General features: G+C 72.8%; 16 protein-coding genes. 9 read left to right on the top strand and 7 right to left on the bottom strand.

What is annotated here, in order from left to right:
* Positions 1-65: 65 nt before the first annotated feature.
* Entirely contained in the window at positions 66-542 is a 477-nt protein-coding gene (locus tag HDG69_RS07305; RefSeq protein ID WP_171783009.1) for a hypothetical protein, read from the top strand.
* On the opposite strand, the gene HDG69_RS07300 is transcribed toward HDG69_RS07305, so the two are convergent.
* The gene (locus HDG69_RS07300) at positions 455-1,198 is read right to left on the bottom strand and encodes a hypothetical protein (protein WP_171783008.1); all 744 of its coding nucleotides are present in this window, start codon (positions 1,196-1,198) and stop codon (positions 455-457) included. The genes HDG69_RS07305 and HDG69_RS07300 overlap by 88 nt on opposite strands.
* 35 nt (positions 1,199-1,233) lie before the next feature.
* Here HDG69_RS07300 and HDG69_RS07295 point away from each other — a divergent pair, with 35 nt between their 5' ends.
* Positions 1,234-1,800 (top strand): YbjN domain-containing protein, encoded by a 567-nt coding sequence (locus tag HDG69_RS07295; RefSeq protein WP_343036304.1) that lies wholly within the window; start codon positions 1,234-1,236, stop codon positions 1,798-1,800.
* Positions 1,797-2,303 (top strand): type III secretion system chaperone family protein, encoded by a 507-nt coding sequence (locus HDG69_RS07290; RefSeq protein WP_343036303.1) that lies wholly within the window; start codon positions 1,797-1,799, stop codon positions 2,301-2,303. The genes HDG69_RS07295 and HDG69_RS07290 overlap by 4 nt, the downstream gene beginning before the upstream one ends.
* A gap of 21 nt (positions 2,304-2,324) precedes the next feature.
* On the opposite strand, the gene miaB is transcribed toward HDG69_RS07290, so the two are convergent.
* The gene (miaB, locus tag HDG69_RS07285; RefSeq protein WP_171783006.1) at positions 2,325-3,971 is read right to left on the bottom strand and encodes a tRNA (N6-isopentenyl adenosine(37)-C2)-methylthiotransferase MiaB; all 1,647 of its coding nucleotides are present in this window, start codon (positions 3,969-3,971) and stop codon (positions 2,325-2,327) included.
* A gap of 147 nt (positions 3,972-4,118) precedes the next feature.
* On the opposite strand from miaB, the gene HDG69_RS07280 reads away from it, so the two are divergent.
* From HDG69_RS07280 to HDG69_RS07265, 4 genes are all read left to right on the top strand, one after another.
* Positions 4,119-4,895 carry an amino acid ABC transporter ATP-binding protein gene (locus HDG69_RS07280; RefSeq protein WP_171783005.1) on the top strand — a complete coding sequence of 259 codons (777 nt, stop codon included), beginning with the start codon at positions 4,119-4,121 and terminating at the stop codon, positions 4,893-4,895.
* 58 nt (positions 4,896-4,953) lie between these two features.
* Positions 4,954-5,823: a glutamate ABC transporter substrate-binding protein gene (locus HDG69_RS07275; RefSeq protein ID WP_171783004.1), complete on the top strand. Its 870-nt coding sequence runs from the start codon at positions 4,954-4,956 to the stop codon at positions 5,821-5,823.
* A gap of 114 nt (positions 5,824-5,937) precedes the next feature.
* Positions 5,938-6,588 carry an amino acid ABC transporter permease gene (locus HDG69_RS07270; protein WP_171783003.1) on the top strand — a complete coding sequence of 217 codons (651 nt, stop codon included), beginning with the start codon at positions 5,938-5,940 and terminating at the stop codon, positions 6,586-6,588.
* A complete protein-coding gene (locus HDG69_RS07265) occupies positions 6,585-7,478 on the top strand; it encodes an amino acid ABC transporter permease (RefSeq protein ID WP_171783002.1) in 894 nt (297 codons plus the stop codon). Before HDG69_RS07270 ends, HDG69_RS07265 begins: the two co-directional genes overlap by 4 nt.
* Positions 7,479-7,556: 78 nt before the next feature.
* On the opposite strand, the gene HDG69_RS07260 is transcribed toward HDG69_RS07265, so the two are convergent.
* From HDG69_RS07260 to HDG69_RS07250, 3 genes are all read right to left on the bottom strand, one after another.
* A complete protein-coding gene (locus HDG69_RS07260) occupies positions 7,557-8,156 on the bottom strand; it encodes a regulatory protein RecX (RefSeq protein WP_171783001.1) in 600 nt (199 codons plus the stop codon).
* 13 nt (positions 8,157-8,169) lie between these two features.
* The gene (gene recA / locus HDG69_RS07255) at positions 8,170-9,324 is read right to left on the bottom strand and encodes a recombinase RecA (RefSeq protein WP_171783234.1); all 1,155 of its coding nucleotides are present in this window, start codon (positions 9,322-9,324) and stop codon (positions 8,170-8,172) included.
* A 211-nt stretch (positions 9,325-9,535) separates the two neighbouring features.
* Positions 9,536-9,769, bottom strand: coding sequence for a DUF3046 domain-containing protein (locus HDG69_RS07250; RefSeq protein WP_171783000.1), 234 nt, complete (start codon positions 9,767-9,769; stop codon positions 9,536-9,538).
* 70 nt (positions 9,770-9,839) lie between these two features.
* Here HDG69_RS07250 and HDG69_RS07245 point away from each other — a divergent pair, with 70 nt between their 5' ends.
* Positions 9,840-14,549 (top strand): ATP-dependent helicase, encoded by a 4,710-nt coding sequence (locus HDG69_RS07245; RefSeq protein WP_171782999.1) that lies wholly within the window; start codon positions 9,840-9,842, stop codon positions 14,547-14,549.
* Here the strand turns inward: HDG69_RS07245 and HDG69_RS07240 are convergent.
* Positions 14,515-15,243 (bottom strand): DUF998 domain-containing protein, encoded by a 729-nt coding sequence (locus tag HDG69_RS07240; RefSeq protein WP_171782998.1) that lies wholly within the window; start codon positions 15,241-15,243, stop codon positions 14,515-14,517. The genes HDG69_RS07245 and HDG69_RS07240 overlap by 35 nt on opposite strands.
* 128 nt (positions 15,244-15,371) lie before the next feature.
* On the opposite strand from HDG69_RS07240, the gene HDG69_RS07235 reads away from it, so the two are divergent.
* A complete protein-coding gene (locus HDG69_RS07235) occupies positions 15,372-16,181 on the top strand; it encodes a DNA-formamidopyrimidine glycosylase family protein (protein WP_171782997.1) in 810 nt (269 codons plus the stop codon).
* On the opposite strand, the gene HDG69_RS07230 is transcribed toward HDG69_RS07235, so the two are convergent.
* On the bottom strand, positions 16,165-16,494 hold the full coding sequence (locus tag HDG69_RS07230; RefSeq protein ID WP_171782996.1) for a helix-turn-helix domain-containing protein: 330 nt from the start codon (positions 16,492-16,494) through the stop codon (positions 16,165-16,167). The genes HDG69_RS07235 and HDG69_RS07230 overlap by 17 nt on opposite strands.
* Between the last annotated feature and the right edge of the window lie 60 nt (positions 16,495-16,554).

The raw sequence follows: 16,554 nt of genomic DNA, 5'->3' as shown, positions 1-16,554 counted from the left end.
CTAGTCGGCTCAGCACGTCCCGTGACGCGGTGCCGTCCGGGTCGGCGCCGGGATAGGCTCCGCGCGTGCTGCTCCTGACCACCTTCGCCGTGAGCCTGCTGTCCGGGCTCGTGCCGGTGGTCAGCGTCGAGGTGTACCTGGGCGGGGTGGCCGCTGCCAGCGACGCCGCAGGCTCCCCGGCCGTGCTGGCTGGCCTGGCCCTCGCGGCGGGCGTCGGCCAGACGGTGGCGAAGGTCGCCTGGTACCTCCTGGCGGCACGGTCGATGCAGTCGCGTCGTCTGCAGCGCAAGCTCTCCCAGGAGCGGTGGCGGCTGATGTACGAGCGGTGGCACGCCCGCATCGCCGGACGCCCGGTCCTGACGACCGCCGTCCTCCTCGCCTCGGCCTGCGTCGGCTTCCCGCCGCTGATGATCATCGCGGTCGTGGCCGGCTCCCTGCGGGTGCCGATGGCGATCTACGTGCCGACGGTCCTCGTGGGGCGCACGGTCCGCTTCTGGCTGCTGCTGACGGGTGTCGGCTGGTTCGCGGACACCGCGTTCTGAGCGGGGGACCGACCGGTCCGCGGGCCCGGTGCCGGGGCTCCCCACGTGACGACGTCGTACCGGACGGGCAGGTGCGGACCGGCCGTCTCGACCGATCGCGTCGTGGCCACCCACCCCGACCGCTCGGCGAGCACAGCCAGCATCTGCTCGACGCCGGGCGCGCAGCGTGTCGGACCGGCCTGCGCGTCGAGGGGGTCCCCGCCTGCCACGACGACGGCGTCGCAGGACGCCAGGACGTCCGCCGCGGCCCGCCGGGCCGCCTCGTCGACGGTGGCTGCCAGCTCGACGACGACGGCCTCCCGCGCGGCCCCCGGGCCGACGGCCTCGGCCAGCATCAGCTGGGCCACCGACGTCGCCACCCCGCCAGGCTCTGTGTGCTCTGCGGGACCAGCGGTCGGGTCCCACCCGTCGCGCAGCAGCGGGAGCCACCGGTCGGCGATACCGGCGGCCGCCAGGGAGGGGCGACGGCGGCCGGTGCGAGTCCGTGGGGAGGGGCCGAGCACACCCCAGCGGACGGGCGGCCTCCCGTCGGCCGCGGTGCACCGGCCGAGCTGAGCCAGCACCGCCGATCGCACCGAGGGTAGCCCCGACCCGGTCCCCCCGGCTCCGGGCACGAGCAGGACGGTGGCGGGCAGGACCACTGCTCGGACGGACACCGCCCCACGGTACCCGGGCGTGTAGCGTGGGTGCTGTGAGGTTCTTCGGATCACGTCGGGCCGCCAGGTCGACCACGTCCTCCGCTCCCGACGGCGGCGAACCGGACCGGCTGCGCACCGACGTCCAGAACGTCCTGCTGGCCGGACCTGTCGGAGACGCCGTCGGCGCGCTGCCCGCCCCGGTGTCCCGCGAACGGATCAGCGCCTGGCTCGACCGGTCCGGGTTCACGTACTTCGTCGACACGGACGGCGACCTCGGCGGGTTGTGGCACGGCCGGCTGTTCCATTTCCTCCCGCTCGGGCCGGACGGCGAGGTGCTCCAGGTCCGCGGGCAGTGGCACCGTGAGGCGACCATCGAGCGGCTCGGGGAGGTCCTCGACGTGTGCAACGAGTGGAACGCCGAGCGGATCTGGCCCAAGACCTACGCCCGCGTGCGCGACGACGGCGCCGTCGTCGTGTGCGCGGAGGTGACCGTCAGCGTCGAGCACGGGGCGAACGACGACCAGCTCGGGCAGCACCTGCAGTGCGGGCTGTCCACGGCAGCCATGTTCTTCGAGCATCTCGACGAGGTCTTCGCCGACCCGCTGCGGAGCGCGCCGTGAGCGGCCCGCTGCGGCGCGCCACCGCCGCGGTGCTGCAGGTCGCCCGCCGCCGGGGTCGCGCCGGGCAGCCTGGCATCCGCGCCGAGGTCCCCACGCCGGTGACGCTGGCGAGGGTCGGCAACGACCTGGCACGCCGCGGGTACCGGTTCCGTACCGACGACGACGGCGACATCACCGGCACGTGGGACGGCAACCGGTTCTGGTTCCTGCTGCTCGGCGACGACTCCGAGATCCTCCAGGTGCGCGGGCGCTGGGCCGGCACCGTGCCGGACACCGCGCGAGCCGCTGTCCTGCAGGCCTGCAACGACTGGAACCGCGAGCGGATCTGGCCCAAGGTCTACACCCGTCCGGAGGGCAGCGGCCTCGCGCTGTACACGGAGGTGTCGGTCGACCTGGAGCACGGGGCCACCGACGTGCAGCTCGCGGAGACGGTCTCGTGCGGGCTGGTCACGGCGTCGCAGTTCTTCGCGAGCGTGGGCCCGCTCAGCGACCCCGCCTCCTGACGTGCCCTGACCCGGTGCGCCCTACCCCGGTGTGCCGACGCGCGGCATGCCGAGGACGACGGGACCGTCGGGTGCGGGCGCGCCGTGGCCGTACTGGTCGTCCCCACCTCCGAGCCGGGTCCTCTCCCGCTGCACCCAGGCGTCGCCCGAGCGGGTGCGGCGGACGGCGTAGGTGCCACCGTCGACGGCCGAGTCCGCGATGAGGTGGTGCGGCGCCGAGCGCGTGACCTCCACGGTGACCATGTCGCCGGGGCGGGGCAGCCGCGGGTCGAGGTCCGCGGCCTCGGCCAGCCGCGGGTCGTCGAGACCGACAGGCTGGTCGGGCAGAGTGCCGCCGTCGGCCAGCACACCGGACGGCAGCGCGAGGTGCACCAGGCGGTTGTCCCGGGCACGCCCGCTGAGGCGGTGCGTCGCGCCGTCCTTCTTGCCGGAGCCCTCGGCGACGAGCACCTCGAGCGTGCGGCCGACCTGGGCGGCGGACTCCTCGGAGCTGATGCGCTCCTGCAGGGCGAGGAGCCGCTCGAACCGCTCCTGGACGACTTCCTTGGGGAGCTGGCCGTCCATCGTGGCGGCCGGGGTGCCGGGCCGCGGCGAGTACTGGAACATGAAGGCCGAGCTGAAGCGCGAGGCCTCCACGACACGCAGCGTCTCGGCGAAGTCGTCCTCGGTCTCGCCGGGGAAGCCGACGATGATGTCCGTCGTGATCGCGGCGTCGGGCATCACGGCACGCACCCGCTCCAGGATCCCGAGGAACTTGCTGGACCGGTAGCTGCGGCGCATGGCGCGCAGCACGCGGTCCGACCCGGACTGCAGCGGCATGTGCAGCTGCGGCATGACGTTGCCGGTCTCGGCCATCGCAGCGATCACGTCGTCGGTGAACGCAGCCGGGTGCGGGGAGGTGAAGCGGACCCGCTCGAGCCCGTCGATCTGCCCGCAGGCGCGCAGCAGCTTGGCGAACGCACCGCGGTCGCCGAACTCCACGCCGTAGCTGTTGACGTTCTGGCCGAGCAGCGTCACCTCGACCGCGCCGGCGTCGACGAGCGCCTGGACCTCGGCGAGGATCTCGCCGGGCCGGCGGTCGCGCTCCTTGCCGCGCAGGTGCGGCACGATGCAGAAGGTGCACGTGTTGTTGCAGCCGACCGAGATGGAGACCCAACCGGCGTAGACCGACTCGCGCCGGGTGGGCAGCGTGGAGGGGAAGACCTGCAGCGACTCCGCGATCTCCACCTGGGCGGCCTCGTTGTGCCGGGCGCGCTCCAGCAGGACGGGCAGGGCGTCAAGGTTGTGCGTCCCGAAGACGACGTCCACCCAGGGCGCCTTCGCCACGATCTCGCCCCGGTCCTTCTGGGCCAGGCAGCCGCCGACGGCGATCTGCATGCCCGGCCGCTGCGCCTTGAGGCTCGCGAGCTGACCGAGGTTGCCGTACAGCCGCGTGGCGGCGTTCTCGCGCACCGCGCACGTGTTGATGACGACGACGTCGGCGTTGCTCGCGGCGTCGTCGGAGGCGCTGGCACGGCTGTAGCCGGCCTGCTCGAGCATCCCGGCCATGTGCTCGGAGTCGTGCACGTTCATCTGGCAGCCGAGGGTGCGCACGACGTAGGTGCGCGCATCGGTCCCGGCACGGTCGGGCGAGTCGGTGGCGCTCGGGGTAGGCATGGTGGTGGACATCGCCCTCTAGGGTACGACCCGAGCCCCGGGGCCCGGAACGCAGCGTCGCCACCTCCGGGACAGGTACGGAAGGGTCGTTACCGATTCGTTGCCGACCTGGGGCGCAAGGTGCTGGCCCGTGTAACAACGACTGGTTAGGTTCAAGGAATGGAACACAGCGGATCGACGGCAGCAGCAGGCTCCCTGGGAGACCCGCTCGTCGAGCTCAAGGGCGTCAACAAGCACTTCGGCGAGCTGCACGTCCTGCAGGACATCGACCTGACCGTGCGCCGCGGCGAGGTGCTCGTCGTCATCGGCCCGTCGGGATCCGGCAAGTCGACGCTCTGCCGCGCGATCAACCGGCTGGAGACCATCGACGACGGCGAGATCCTCATCGACGGGCAGCGGCTGCCCGAGGAGGGCAAGGGCCTGGCCCAGCTCCGTGCCGACGTCGGCATGGTCTTCCAGTCCTTCAACCTCTTCGCGCACAAGACCGTGCTCGAGAACGTCACCCTCGGCCCGGTCAAGGTGCGCGGCACCAAGACGGCGGCGGCCAAGGAGGAGGCGATGACCCTGCTGGAGCGCGTGGGCGTGGCCAACCAGGCCCGCAAGATGCCCGCCCAGCTCTCGGGCGGGCAGCAGCAGCGCGTGGCGATCGCCCGCGCGCTGGCCATGCGGCCCAAGGTCATGCTCTTCGACGAGCCGACCTCGGCGCTGGACCCGGAGATGATCAACGAGGTCCTCGACGTCATGGTCCAGCTCGCCAGCGAGGGCATGACGATGGTGGTCGTCACCCACGAGATGGGCTTCGCGCGCAAGGCAGCGCACCGCGTCGTGTTCATGGACGCCGGGCAGATCGTCGAGGAGGCCGAGCCCGAGAAGTTCTTCACCGACCCCGAGAGCGAGCGGGCCCAGGACTTCCTGTCCAAGATCCTCACCCACTGACCCACCGGTAACCCCTGTGCGCCGGTCACGAGCCGGACGCCCCGACGAAGGAGAAATCATGCGTAGACGTTCCACCGGGCTGGTGGCTCTCGCCGCCGTGGCCGCCCTGACCCTGTCCGCCTGCGGCGACGACGGCGAGACGACCACAGAGCCGGCCGACGTCGAGGCCGCGGACTTCCCCGAGGGCTCGACCATGGCCGAGCTCGCCGACGCCGGCTCGATCACCATCGGCACCAAGTTCGACCAGCCGCTGTTCGGCCTGGTCGGCCCCGACGGGACCCCGGTCGGGTTCGACGTGGAGATCGGCAAGCTGGTCGCCGCCGAGCTCGGGATCGCCGAGGACGACATCAACTGGGTCGAGACCGTCTCGGCCAACCGTGAGCCCTTCATCCAGGAGGGCCAGGTCGACATCGTCGTCGCGACCTACACGATCAACGATGAGCGCAAGGAGGTCATCGACTTCGCCGGGCCGTACTACGAGGCCGGGCAGTCGCTGCTGGTGCGCACCGACGAGACCGAGATCAGCGGCCCGGACGACCTGGCCGGCAAGACGGTCTGCTCGGTGGACGGATCGACGCCGGCCGGCAACATCGAGCAGAACTACCCCGACGCCGAGCTGGTGACGTTCGGCGCCTACACCGACTGCCTCGACCCGCTGCGCAACGGGCAGGTCGACGCGGTGACCACCGACAACGTCATCCTGGCCGGGTACGTCGCCGAGAGCCCGGACGACTTCCAGATCGTGGGCGACCTGTTCACCGAGGAGCCGTACGGCATCGGTCTGGCCAAGGGCGACGACGACTTCCGCACCTTCATCAACGACACTCTCGAGGCCGCCTACGAGGACGGCCGCTGGGCCGCCGCGTGGGAGTCGACCGCCGGAGAGGTCCTCGACACCCCCGAGCCGCCGACCGTCGACCGCTACTGAGCGCTCGACCGTTGACAGATCGGTGACGCGCCCACTAGCGCGTCGTCCCCTCGTGGTGCGGGGAGGGACTGCCGTCCCTCCCCGCACCCGTCACAGGAAGTGCAGGAACTCTCCATGGACTCGGTGATCGAAGCACTGCCGAGATTTTGGGACGGCTTCACGACGACGCTCTTCCTGGCCGTCGTCTCGGGAGTGCTGTCCCTCGTGTTCGGGACGATCCTCGCGACGTTCCGCGTCTCACCGCTGAAGTCGTTGCGGATCGTCGGGGCGACGATCGTCGAGATCGGCCGCAACACCCCGCTGACGCTCGTCTTCATCTTCTTCGTCTTCATCCTCCCCTCGATGGGCTACATCCTCCCGCTGGGCCGGGTGCCCGCGATCATCGCGCTGACCGTCTACACGTCGGCCTTCGTCTGCGAGGCGGTACGGTCCGGCATCAACAGCGTGAGCGTCGGGCAGGCCGAAGCGGCCCGTGCGATCGGCCTCGGCAGCACCCAGACGTTGTCCCTCGTGGTGCTCCCCCAGGCGCTGCGGACCGTCGTGCCACCGCTGATCAACGTCCTCATCGCCCTGACCAAGAACACGTCGGTCGCCGCCGGGTTCGCCGTCGTGGAGCTCACCGCCACCGGGCGTGGCCTGGCACGCGACTACCCCGCCGACGTGCTCTGGATGCTTCTCGGTGTCGCGTTCTTCTACCTGCTCATCACCATCCCCGCCGGCACGCTCGCGGGGTACATCGAGCGAAAGGTGGTGTTCAGCCGATGAGCGGCTCCGTCCTCTACGACGCCCCCGGCCCCAGGACCCGACGCATCGAAAGGATCGCATCCATCGGAGTGGCGATCCTGCTCCTTGCCGTGCTCGCCTGGGTGTTCAAGGGCATGGTCGACCGCGGCCTCTTCGACTCGCGCTGGGAGGTCTTCAGCGACCCGCCCAAGGGCCAGTCCGCGGCTGACGTCTGGCGTTCCCTCCTCGTCGTCGGGCTCGGCGCCACCCTCCGGGCTGCGGCGACCGCTGCACCGTTGGCCTTCGCCCTCGCGATCATCCTGGCGGTGCTGCGCACCAGTCGGCTGCGGCTGGTCAGTGGACTGGCGACCGCCGTCATCGAGCTCCTCCGGGGCCTGCCGGTGCTGTTGATGATGTTCTTCGGGCAGCTCGCACTGGGCCTGACGGCCTTCGAAGCGGTCATCTTCGGTCTGGTGCTGTACAACGCGGCGATCGTGGCGGAGATCATCCGAGCAGGCCTGGCCGCACTGCCGAAGGGGCAGGTCGAGGCCGGGACCGCCGTCGGGCTGACCCGCTGGCAGACGCTGCGGATCGTGCAGCTCCCGCAGGTGCTGCGACTGATGCTCCCGAGCCTGATCAGCCAGTTCGTCGTGCTCCTCAAGGACACGTCCCTAGGTTTCATCGTGGGGTATCAGGAGCTGCTGCGCATGATGCAGCTCAACTACTCGTTCTTCGGTGACCAGTACCGGTTCCCGCTGTTCGTGGTGGTGCTCTCCATCTACCTCATCGTCAACTTCACGCTGACGCGGGTGGCTATCATCGTCGACCGCCGGCTGGCGGAACGTGGACAGCGGGCCGACAAGCTGGACCCGAACGCCGTGGTGGCGGTTCCCCACAACATCGGTCGCGACCAGAGCGCCTCCGCGCCCTGACCTCGCTCGACGGACAGCACTGCGGAGGGGCCCGGGTGACGGATCACCCGGGCCCCTCCGCTGTCGTCGCTCTGATCCTCAGTCGTCGAGGTCGAGGTGGTCGTCCTCGCCGTCGGAGCCCTCCCCCTCGGCGGCGAGCGCATCCTTGACGGCAGCGAACGCCACCGACGGGCTGTGTCCCTTGCGACTCAACGCTCCGACGGCCCGCCGGACCCGCTTGTCCCGGTCGAGGCCGCGCGTGCGCGCGACGTGCTTGCGGGCCAGCTCGGCAGCTGCCTCGCGCTCGTCGTCGCCGTCGATCTGCTCGAGCGCCTCGGCTGCCGTGTCCGCGTCGATCCCCCGCCGGTAGAGCTCAGCCGAGATCGCCCGGCGGGCCTGGCCGCGCTCGGTGTGCCGGGTCCGCACGATCATGTCCGCGTACTCGGCGTCGTCGACGAGCCGGACCTCCTCGAACCGGTCGAGCACCGGGGTGACGACATGCTCCGGATACCCCTTGCGTGCGAGGGAGCGGGCCAGCTCTGCGCGGCTCTTGGGAGCTGCCGTCAAGGTGCGCAGCACCGTCTCGCGGGCGAGCTCGACCGCCTCCTCGGTGCCGATCTCCCCGGCCTCGAGGCGTTCGCCCACGCTCGGGCGGCCGCGGCGCTTCCCCTCGCCGCGACCGCCCCGTCCTGCTGTCATCAGCGGGCGCCCGTCAGAACGGCGCCTTCTTGGTCTTGGCAGCCGTGGACCGAGCGGTCGCCTTCGCCTTGGCCGAGACCTTGCCCTCGTCCGCGGAGGCTGCCGCGACCGCCGAGGACGGGCCGCCCGGCGCCGGCACGGCGTCGTCGCTCTCCGCCGGTACGTCGACCTTGGCTCCGACGCCGAGCTTCTCCTTGATCTTCTTCTCCAGCTCGTCGGCGAGGTCGGGGTTGTCCCGCAGGAACGACCGGGCGTTCTCCTTGCCCTGGCCGAGCTGGTCACCGTCGTAGGTGAACCACGACCCGGACTTGCGCACGAACCCGTGCTCGACGCCCATGTCGATCAGACCACCCTCGCGGGAGATCCCGACGCCGTACAGGATGTCGAACTCGGCCTGCTTGAACGGCGGCGCCATCTTGTTCTTGACGACCTTGACCCGCGTGCGGTTGCCGACCGCGTCGGTCCCCTCCTTGAGGGTCTCGATCCGGCGGATGTCCATCCGCACCGAGGCGTAGAACTTCAACGCCTTGCCACCGGTGGTCGTCTCCGGGGAGCCGAAGAACACACCGATCTTCTCGCGGAGCTGGTTGATGAAGATCGCGGTGGTGCCCGACTGGCTCAGCGCGCCGGCGATCTTGCGCAGCGCCTGCGACATGAGCCGTGCCTGCAGGCCCACGTGGCTGTCACCCATCTCGCCCTCGATCTCGGCCTTGGGCACCAGGGCCGCGACGGAGTCGATGACGATGATGTCGATCGCACCGGAACGGATCAGCATGTCGGTGATCTCCAGCGCCTGCTCGCCGGTGTCCGGCTGGGAGACGAGGAGAGCGTCGGTGTCGACACCGAGCTTCTTGGCGTAGTCCGGGTCCAGGGCGTGCTCGGCGTCGATGAACGCCGCGATGCCGCCGTTCTTCTGGGCGTTCGCCACCGCGTGCAGCGCGATGGTCGTCTTGCCGGAGGACTCGGGGCCGTAAACCTCGACCACGCGGCCGCGCGGCAGCCCGCCGATCCCGAGCGCGACGTCGAGCGCGATGGACCCGGTGGGGATGATGTCCACCGGGGCGCGCCCCTCCTGACCGAGCCGCATGACGGAACCCTTGCCGAAGTTGCGGTCGATCTGGGCGAGCGCGGCTTCGAGGGCCTTGTCACGGTCTTCCGGTGCTGGCATGTTCGTCACCTTCGTGTTCTGGGCGCGGCCGCGCGCCTTCGGCTTGCTGCTCATGTTGTCGACGACCGTACCCGGCGCCACCGACAACGCCCCGCGGCACCCTGTCGCCCTGTGGACGACGGCCGCGAGAGTCCTGCTGTGGTCACACTCTAGCCGAACATCTGTTCGAGTGGTCGACCACCGACGGCGTGTCGGAGCGGGTCGGCCGCGATCAACGCGGCGGTGGTGCCTGCCGGTTCCGGTCGGTGCCCCAGCGGCGACCCTCCGGCACGTCGAGCGCGTCGCACAGCGCGTGCCACACGTCGCGCGGCTCCGCACCGGCGTCGAGCGCCTCGGCCGGGGTGCGGCCCCCGAGCCGGGGCAGGACCTGCTCGCTCACCAGGGTCCGGCCGAGGGCGCGACCGAAGACCTCGTCGACGAGCTGGGTGAAGTCCGAGTAGCGCACTCTCCCAGGGTGCCACGACCCGGCCCGACGGCGGCAGGCGCCTGTCGGTGCCCCGGTGCAGGATGGGGCGGTGGCCCCGACCCCGGACGACCCGCTCGCCGCGTTCACGCCCGCCACCCGGGCGTGGTTCACCGACGCGTTCGAGCGGCCCACCGCGGCGCAGTCCGGCGCGTGGGCGGCGATCGGGGCCGACCGGCACGCTCTCGTGGTCGCACCGACCGGCTCCGGCAAGACGCTCGCCGCGTTCCTCTGGGCGATCGACCGGCTCACCTCCGCCCCGCCGCCGCGGGACCCGGCCCGACGCTGCCGGGTGCTGTACGTCTCGCCCCTCAAGGCCCTCGCCGCAGACGTGCAGCGCAACCTGCGCACCCCGCTGGCCGGCATCCGGCAGACCGCCGCGCGGGACGGCGCCACCGCCCACGAGCTGCGCGTCGGCATGCGGACGGGCGACACGCCTGCCTCCGAGCGCAGGGCGTTCGCGACCCGGCCGCCGGACGTGCTGATCACCACTCCGGAGTCGCTGTTCCTGGTCCTGACCTCGGCCGCCCGGTCCGGACTGGCCGGGGTCGAGACGGTGATCGTCGACGAGATCCACGCCGTGGCGGGGACCAAGCGTGGCGCGCACCTCGCCGTCACGCTGGAACGGCTCGACGCCCTGCTCGAGAAGCCCGCGCAGCGCGTCGGGCTCTCGGCCACCGTCCGCCCGGTCGACGAGGTCGCCGCCTTCCTCGCGGGCAGCCGCCCGCCGGCCGAGGGTGGGCGCGAGGTCGCGGTGGTGCAACCACCGGCCGACAAGCGCTGGGACCTGCAGGTCGCCGTCCCCGTCCCCGACCTGACGGACCTGGGCCGCGACGAGGAGCCCGACCTGTCCGGCCCGGCGGCCGCACCGCAGCGGCAGGCGTCGGTCTGGCCGCACGTCACCGACCGGGTCGTCGACCTGATCGCCGCGCACCGTTCGACCCTCGTGTTCACCAACTCCCGGCGCGGGGCGGAGCGCCTGACCGCGCGGATCAACGAGACCTGGGCCGAACGCCAGGGCCTCGCCGTCGCCGACCCGGGTGCCGCCCAGGCCGCGCAGGCACCCGGGCAGTCCGGCACGGCGGCCGCCCCGCCCGAGGACGCTCCCGTCCTGGCTCGCTCCCACCACGGGTCCATGAGCCGGGCCGAGCGCACCCGGACCGAGTCGGAGCTGAAGGCGGGCCGGCTGCCCGCCGTCGTCGCGACGTCGTCGCTCGAGCTCGGCATCGACATGGGCGCGATCGACCTGGCGGTCCAGGTCGGCTCCCCGCCGTCGGTGGCCAGCGGTCTGCAACGTATCGGCCGGGCCGGGCACCAGGTGGGCGCGGTCTCCCACGGCGTGGTGCTGCCCACCTTCCGCGGGGAGCTCGTCCCGGCGACCGTGGTCACCCAGCGCATGCGCAGCGGCGAGATCGAGCCGCTCCACGTGGTGTCGAACCCCCTGGACGTCCTGGCGCAGCAGGTGGTCGCCACGCTCGCGATGGACGAGTGGCACAGCGACGACCTGCTGGCCCTCGTCCGTCGCTCGGCGCCCTACGCCGGGCTCGGGGACGCCACCTGGCACGCCGTCCTCGACATGCTCGCCGGACGGTACCCGAGCGAGGACTTCGGCGAGCTGCGCGCACGGATCGTCTGGGACCGCGCCACCGGGCGGCTCTCCGCCAGGCCCGGCGCCCAGCGGCTCGCCGTCACCAGCGGCGGGACCATCCCCGACCGCGGCCTCTACGGGGTCTTCCTCGCCGGGGACGACGGCGGACGCGGCGGCAAGCGGGTCGGCGAGCTGGACGAGGAGATGGTCTACGAGTCGCGGGTCGGCGACACGTTCACGCTCGGCTCGTCGACCTGGCGTATCGAGGACATCACCCCCGACCGCGTCGTGGTCACCCCCGCCCCGGGCCTGCCCGGCAGGCTGCCCTTCTGGAAGGGCGACGCCCCCGGCCGGCCGGTCCCGCTCGGGTTCGCCGTGGGCGCCTTCGTCCGCGAGGCCGACGACGCGCTCGTCGAGGGCCCGCAGCCCGGCCGCGCCCACCTGCGCGCCGCCGGGCTGGACGCCTGGGCCGCCGACAACCTCGCCGAGTACCTGACCGAGCAGCGCACCGCCACCGGCCGGCTGCCGGACGACCGCACCGTCGTCGTCGAGACGTTCCGCGACGAGCTCGGGGACTGGCGGGTCGTGGTCCACTCGCCGCTCGGCGCCCGGGTGCACACCCCGTGGGCCCTCGTCGTGGCCGCGCGGCTGCGCGAGCGCCTCGGCGCCGACGTGGCCGCCATGCCGGGCGACGACGGGATCGTGCTGCGGCTTCCCGGGGACTCGCCCTGGGACATCGAGTCCCCCGGCCACCAGGCACCGGCGCTCACCACCGAGGACCTCCTGCTGGAGCCGGACGACGTCGCCGACGCCGTCCGCGCCGAGCTGGGCTCGTCGGTGCTGTTCTCCGCGCGGTTCCGCGAGGCGGCCGCGCGCGCCCTGCTGCTCCCCCGCCGTCGACCGGACCGCCGGTCGCCGCTGTGGCAGCAGCGCCAACGAGCCGCCCAGCTGTTGCAGGTGGCCTCGGCGCACCCCGAGTTCCCGATCATGCTCGAGGCGGCCCGCGAGTGCCTCCAGGACGACTTCGACGTGGCCGCCCTGCGCACCCTCATGGCCGACCTCGCCACCGGGCGCGTGCGGCTGGTCGAGGTGACGACCTCCGAACCGTCACCCTTCGCCCGGTCGCTGCTGTTCGGCTACACCGCGCAGTTCCTGTACGACGGCGACGCCCCCCTGGCGGAACGACGTGCCGCAGCGCTCTCGCTGGACCCCGCGCTGCTGGCCGAGCTGCTCGGCGAGCAGGGCGCCACCGACCTGGCCGACCTGCTCGACCCCGACGCCGTCGAACGCACCGAGGGCGAGCTGCAGTCCCTCGTGCCGGAGCGGCAGGCCAAGGACGCCGAAGGGCTGTGGGACGTGCTGCGGCGCACCGGCCCGCACCCCGTCGCGGCGCTGCGCGAGCGCACCCGGTCCGACGTGCGCGACGACGTCGACGGCTGGCTCGACGACCTGGCGCGGGCCCGCCGGGTGATCGCCGTGCGCATCGCGGGGGTCGAGCAGTGGGCCGTCGTCGACGACGCCGCGCGGTTGCGTGACGCACTCGGCGTCGCCCTGCCGACCGGGCTCGCCGAGGCCCACACGACACCGGTGCCCGACCCGCTGGGCGACCTCGTGCGGCGGCACGCCCGGACGCACGGCCCGTTCACGACGGCGGACGTGGCCCACCGGTTCGGGCTCGGGGTCGCGGTGGTCGCCACGGTGGCCGCACGGCTGGAGACCGACGGGCTGCTGGTCCGCGGGGCGCTGCGCCCCGAGGTGCTGGGTGGCACCGGGGACGACCTGTGCGACCCCCGGGTGCTGCGGTCGCTGCGCCGTCGTTCGCTGGCCGCGCTGCGCGCCGAGGTGGAGCCGGTCGAGCCCGAGGCGCTCGGGGTCTTCCTGCCCCGGTGGCAGAACGTCGCCTCCACGGCGCTGCGCGGTACCGACGGTCTGCTGCGGGCGGTCGAGCAGCTCGCCGGGGCGGCGGTCCCCGCCTCGGCCCTGGAGACACTCGTGCTCCCCGCCCGGGTGGCGGACTACGACCCGTCGATGCTCGACGCACTGACCACCACGGGCGAGGTGCTGTGGGCAGGGCACGGGCCGCTCACCGGCAGCGGCGGCGGCGACGGCCTGATGAGCCTGCACCTGAGCGACGACGCGCCGCTCACCCTCGCCACGCCGTCGGAGCTCGAGCCGGACGGTCCGCTCGACTCGGCCCTGCACCGCGTCGTCCTCGACCTGCTCACCGGCACGGGCGGGCACTTCCTCCCCCGCCTGGCCGAGCTGGCCGACGCCAGCGCCCAGGACACCCTCGAGGTCCTGTGGGACCTGGTCTGGGCCGGTCACGTGACGAACGACGGGCTCGCGGTGCTCCGCGAGAGGCTCGGGGCGGGCGGCGGGGTGCACCGCGCGCCACGGGCTGCGGCCCGTCCCCGCCCGGTCCGCCGCTCGCGCTTCGCCGTCGCCCGCGCGGCGGCTCCGCGCGGCGGCGGAGGGCGCTGGTCCGCGCTGCCGGTGCCCGAGACCGACCCGACGCTGCGCACCCATGCCCTGACCCAGGTGCTCCTGGACCGGCACGGCGTGCTCACCCGCGCGACGGCGCCGTCCGAGGGGGCCACCAGCCGCTTCCGAGACGTCTACCGGGTGCTGTCCGGGCTGGAGGACCGCGGAGCCGTGCGCCGTGGCTACTTCGTCGAGCGGCTCGGAGGGTCACAGTTCGCCCTGCCCGGCGCCGTCGACCAGCTGCGTGCCGACGCGGCGGAACGCGACCGCCTGCGCTCCGACCCGGACGCAGCTCGCCGGTCGGTGCTGCTCGCCGCCACGGACCCCGCCAACCCCTACGGGGCGGCGTTGGGCTGGCCCCGACCGCCGCACGACCCGACGGACGGCGCGGGGCACCGTCCCGGCCGCAAGGCGGGAGCCGTCGTCGTGCTGACGTCCGGGTCACTGACCCTCTACGTCGAGCGTGGTGGCCGCAGCCTGCTCTCCTTCACCGACGACGCGGCCGACCTCGACGCGGCGGCGACCGTGCTCGCCGACGCGGCACGTGACGGACGCCTCGGCCGGGTGCTGGTCCAGCGCGTCGACGGGACACCGGCCCTGGCCGCCGCCCGGGACCGCGGACCGGTGGCCGCTGCGTTGCTGGACCGCGGTTTCGGTGTCACACCGCAAGGTCTACGGATCGCGACCCGCTGACGGGCGGCACCGCGGGCAGCGGCTCGTCCCGGACCGCCGGCCGGGGTGCCGCCTCGCGATCGATCGTGTCCGCGAGCAGGAACAGGTAGCCGATCATGAGCACGAAGCCGACTCTCTCGAGGAAGCCGAAGGCCGCGATGCCCGAGCCGACGGCCGCCAGGGGAAGATGCACGGCGAGGAACGCGAGAACCACGATGCCCAGACCGATCGTCGCCCGCTGCAACCTGCGGGGCGCCGAGGAACGCGACGGGTGCGTCCGCCGGACCACGCAGTGCCCGACCAGCGGGAGCACCACGAACGCCGCGGCGGCGCTGACCCGGTGCACGACGGCGGAGGCCGTCGTCGGCACGCCGGGCGGGTCCGTGGGGAAGACGCCCACCAGCACCATCGCGACGGCGAACGTCGCCATCGCCACTGCCGGCGCGGCACCCGTCACCAGACCCGCTCGATAGGCCCGGGCGACCAGCACGACCCCCATCACCGCCAGGATCGTCCCGCCGAGCAGGATGGCCTCGCCTCCCCCGGGGACGAACGCGTAGAAGCTCACGGGGTCGACGAACGGGTCCACGACCCCCGCACCGAGCAGGTGGGCGGCAGCCATCGCCGCGAGCGCGACGAGGCCCGACCAGCCGACCGTGCGGACGCTGGGACGGTCGGCAGGTTGCAGGCAAGAGGTCTCGGCATCGGGGCGCATGGCGCACCATCATGTCCGAAAAGTCCGCGTCGAACCATCAGGTACCCCCCTGGTCGATCCCTGATCGTCGACTGTGCCACCCTGGACGTCGCCGGGCCCGGGAGGACGGGGCCCCGAAGGAGGTCAAGGTGCCTGAGGGAGATGTGCTGCGACTCACCGCCGAGCGCCTCGAGCAGGCACTCCAGGAAGCACCCCTGGTCCGGTCGGAGCTGCGGTGGCCCGGAGCCGGCGGGGCCGACCTCACGGGCCGGACGGTCACGGGGTGCGTGGCGTACGGCAAGCACCTGCTCACCCGGTTCGACGACGGCCGCACCCTGCACACGCACCTGCGGATGGAGGGCGCGTGGCGCGTGGAGCGCACCGGGGAGCCCTCAGCAGCGGCCCGGCATCCCGAGGTGCGAGCGGTGCTGGCGACGTCTCGGTGGACCTGCGTCGGGTGGCGCCTGGGGATGCTCGACCTGCTCCGCACACGCGACGAGCCGCAGCTGCTCGGGCACCTGGGGCCCGACGTGCTGGGCGACGACTTCCCGTCCGCCGGCGTCGACGAAGGGGTGCGCCGGCTCGCCCGCCAGCGCTCACGACCCCTGTGCGACGTCCTGCTCGACCAGCAGGTGGTGGCAGGCCTCGGGACGATCTGGACGGCCGAGACCTTGTTCGCCCTGCGCCTGTACCCCTGGACGACGGTGGACCACCTGGACCCGGACCGTCGGCGTGACCTGCTGGCGACCGCCCGTCGGCTCATGGGCCGTAGCGTCGACATCGGCAGAACCCGCGGCCTCCAGGGCGTCCCGCGGGCCGTGCACGGTCAGCTGGGGCGACCGTGCCGGCGCTGTCGCACCCCGATCGCCGTCGGGACCGCGAACGCACCGCCGTACGAACGGCCGGTGTTCTGGTGCCCGACGTGCCAGGCGACGACGCGCCTCAGCCGACCGGTGTGAGGTCGTCGCGCGAGGCGCCGCCCCGGGAGTACATGCTCGCGAGCACGTCCGCGGGGATGGTGTCCGGGACGTGCAGCCCTTCGGCCACCGCGATCTTGTCGCTGACCTCGCGCAGCACGAGCGACAGCGGGACGTCCAGGGCCTCGCAGATCGACGCCAGCAGCTCCGAGGAGGCTTCCTTCTGGCCACGCTCCACCTCGCTGAGATAACCCAGCGAGACCCGCGCGGCCGAGGAGACCTCACGCAGGGTGCGCCCCTGACGTTGCCGCGCGTCGCGCAGCACGTCACCGATCTCTCGTCGTAGGACGATCATGTCGCGCCCCCTTTCCTTGTCCGCCACCCCGTGTCGAGGAGTGGCACTACCGTACCCCGT

The organism is Isoptericola halotolerans (assembly GCF_013149785.1).
In the GTDB taxonomy this organism is placed as follows: Bacteria; Actinomycetota; Actinomycetes; order Actinomycetales; family Cellulomonadaceae; genus Isoptericola; species Isoptericola halotolerans.
This window is presented reverse-complemented; position numbering and strand designations above follow the sequence as displayed.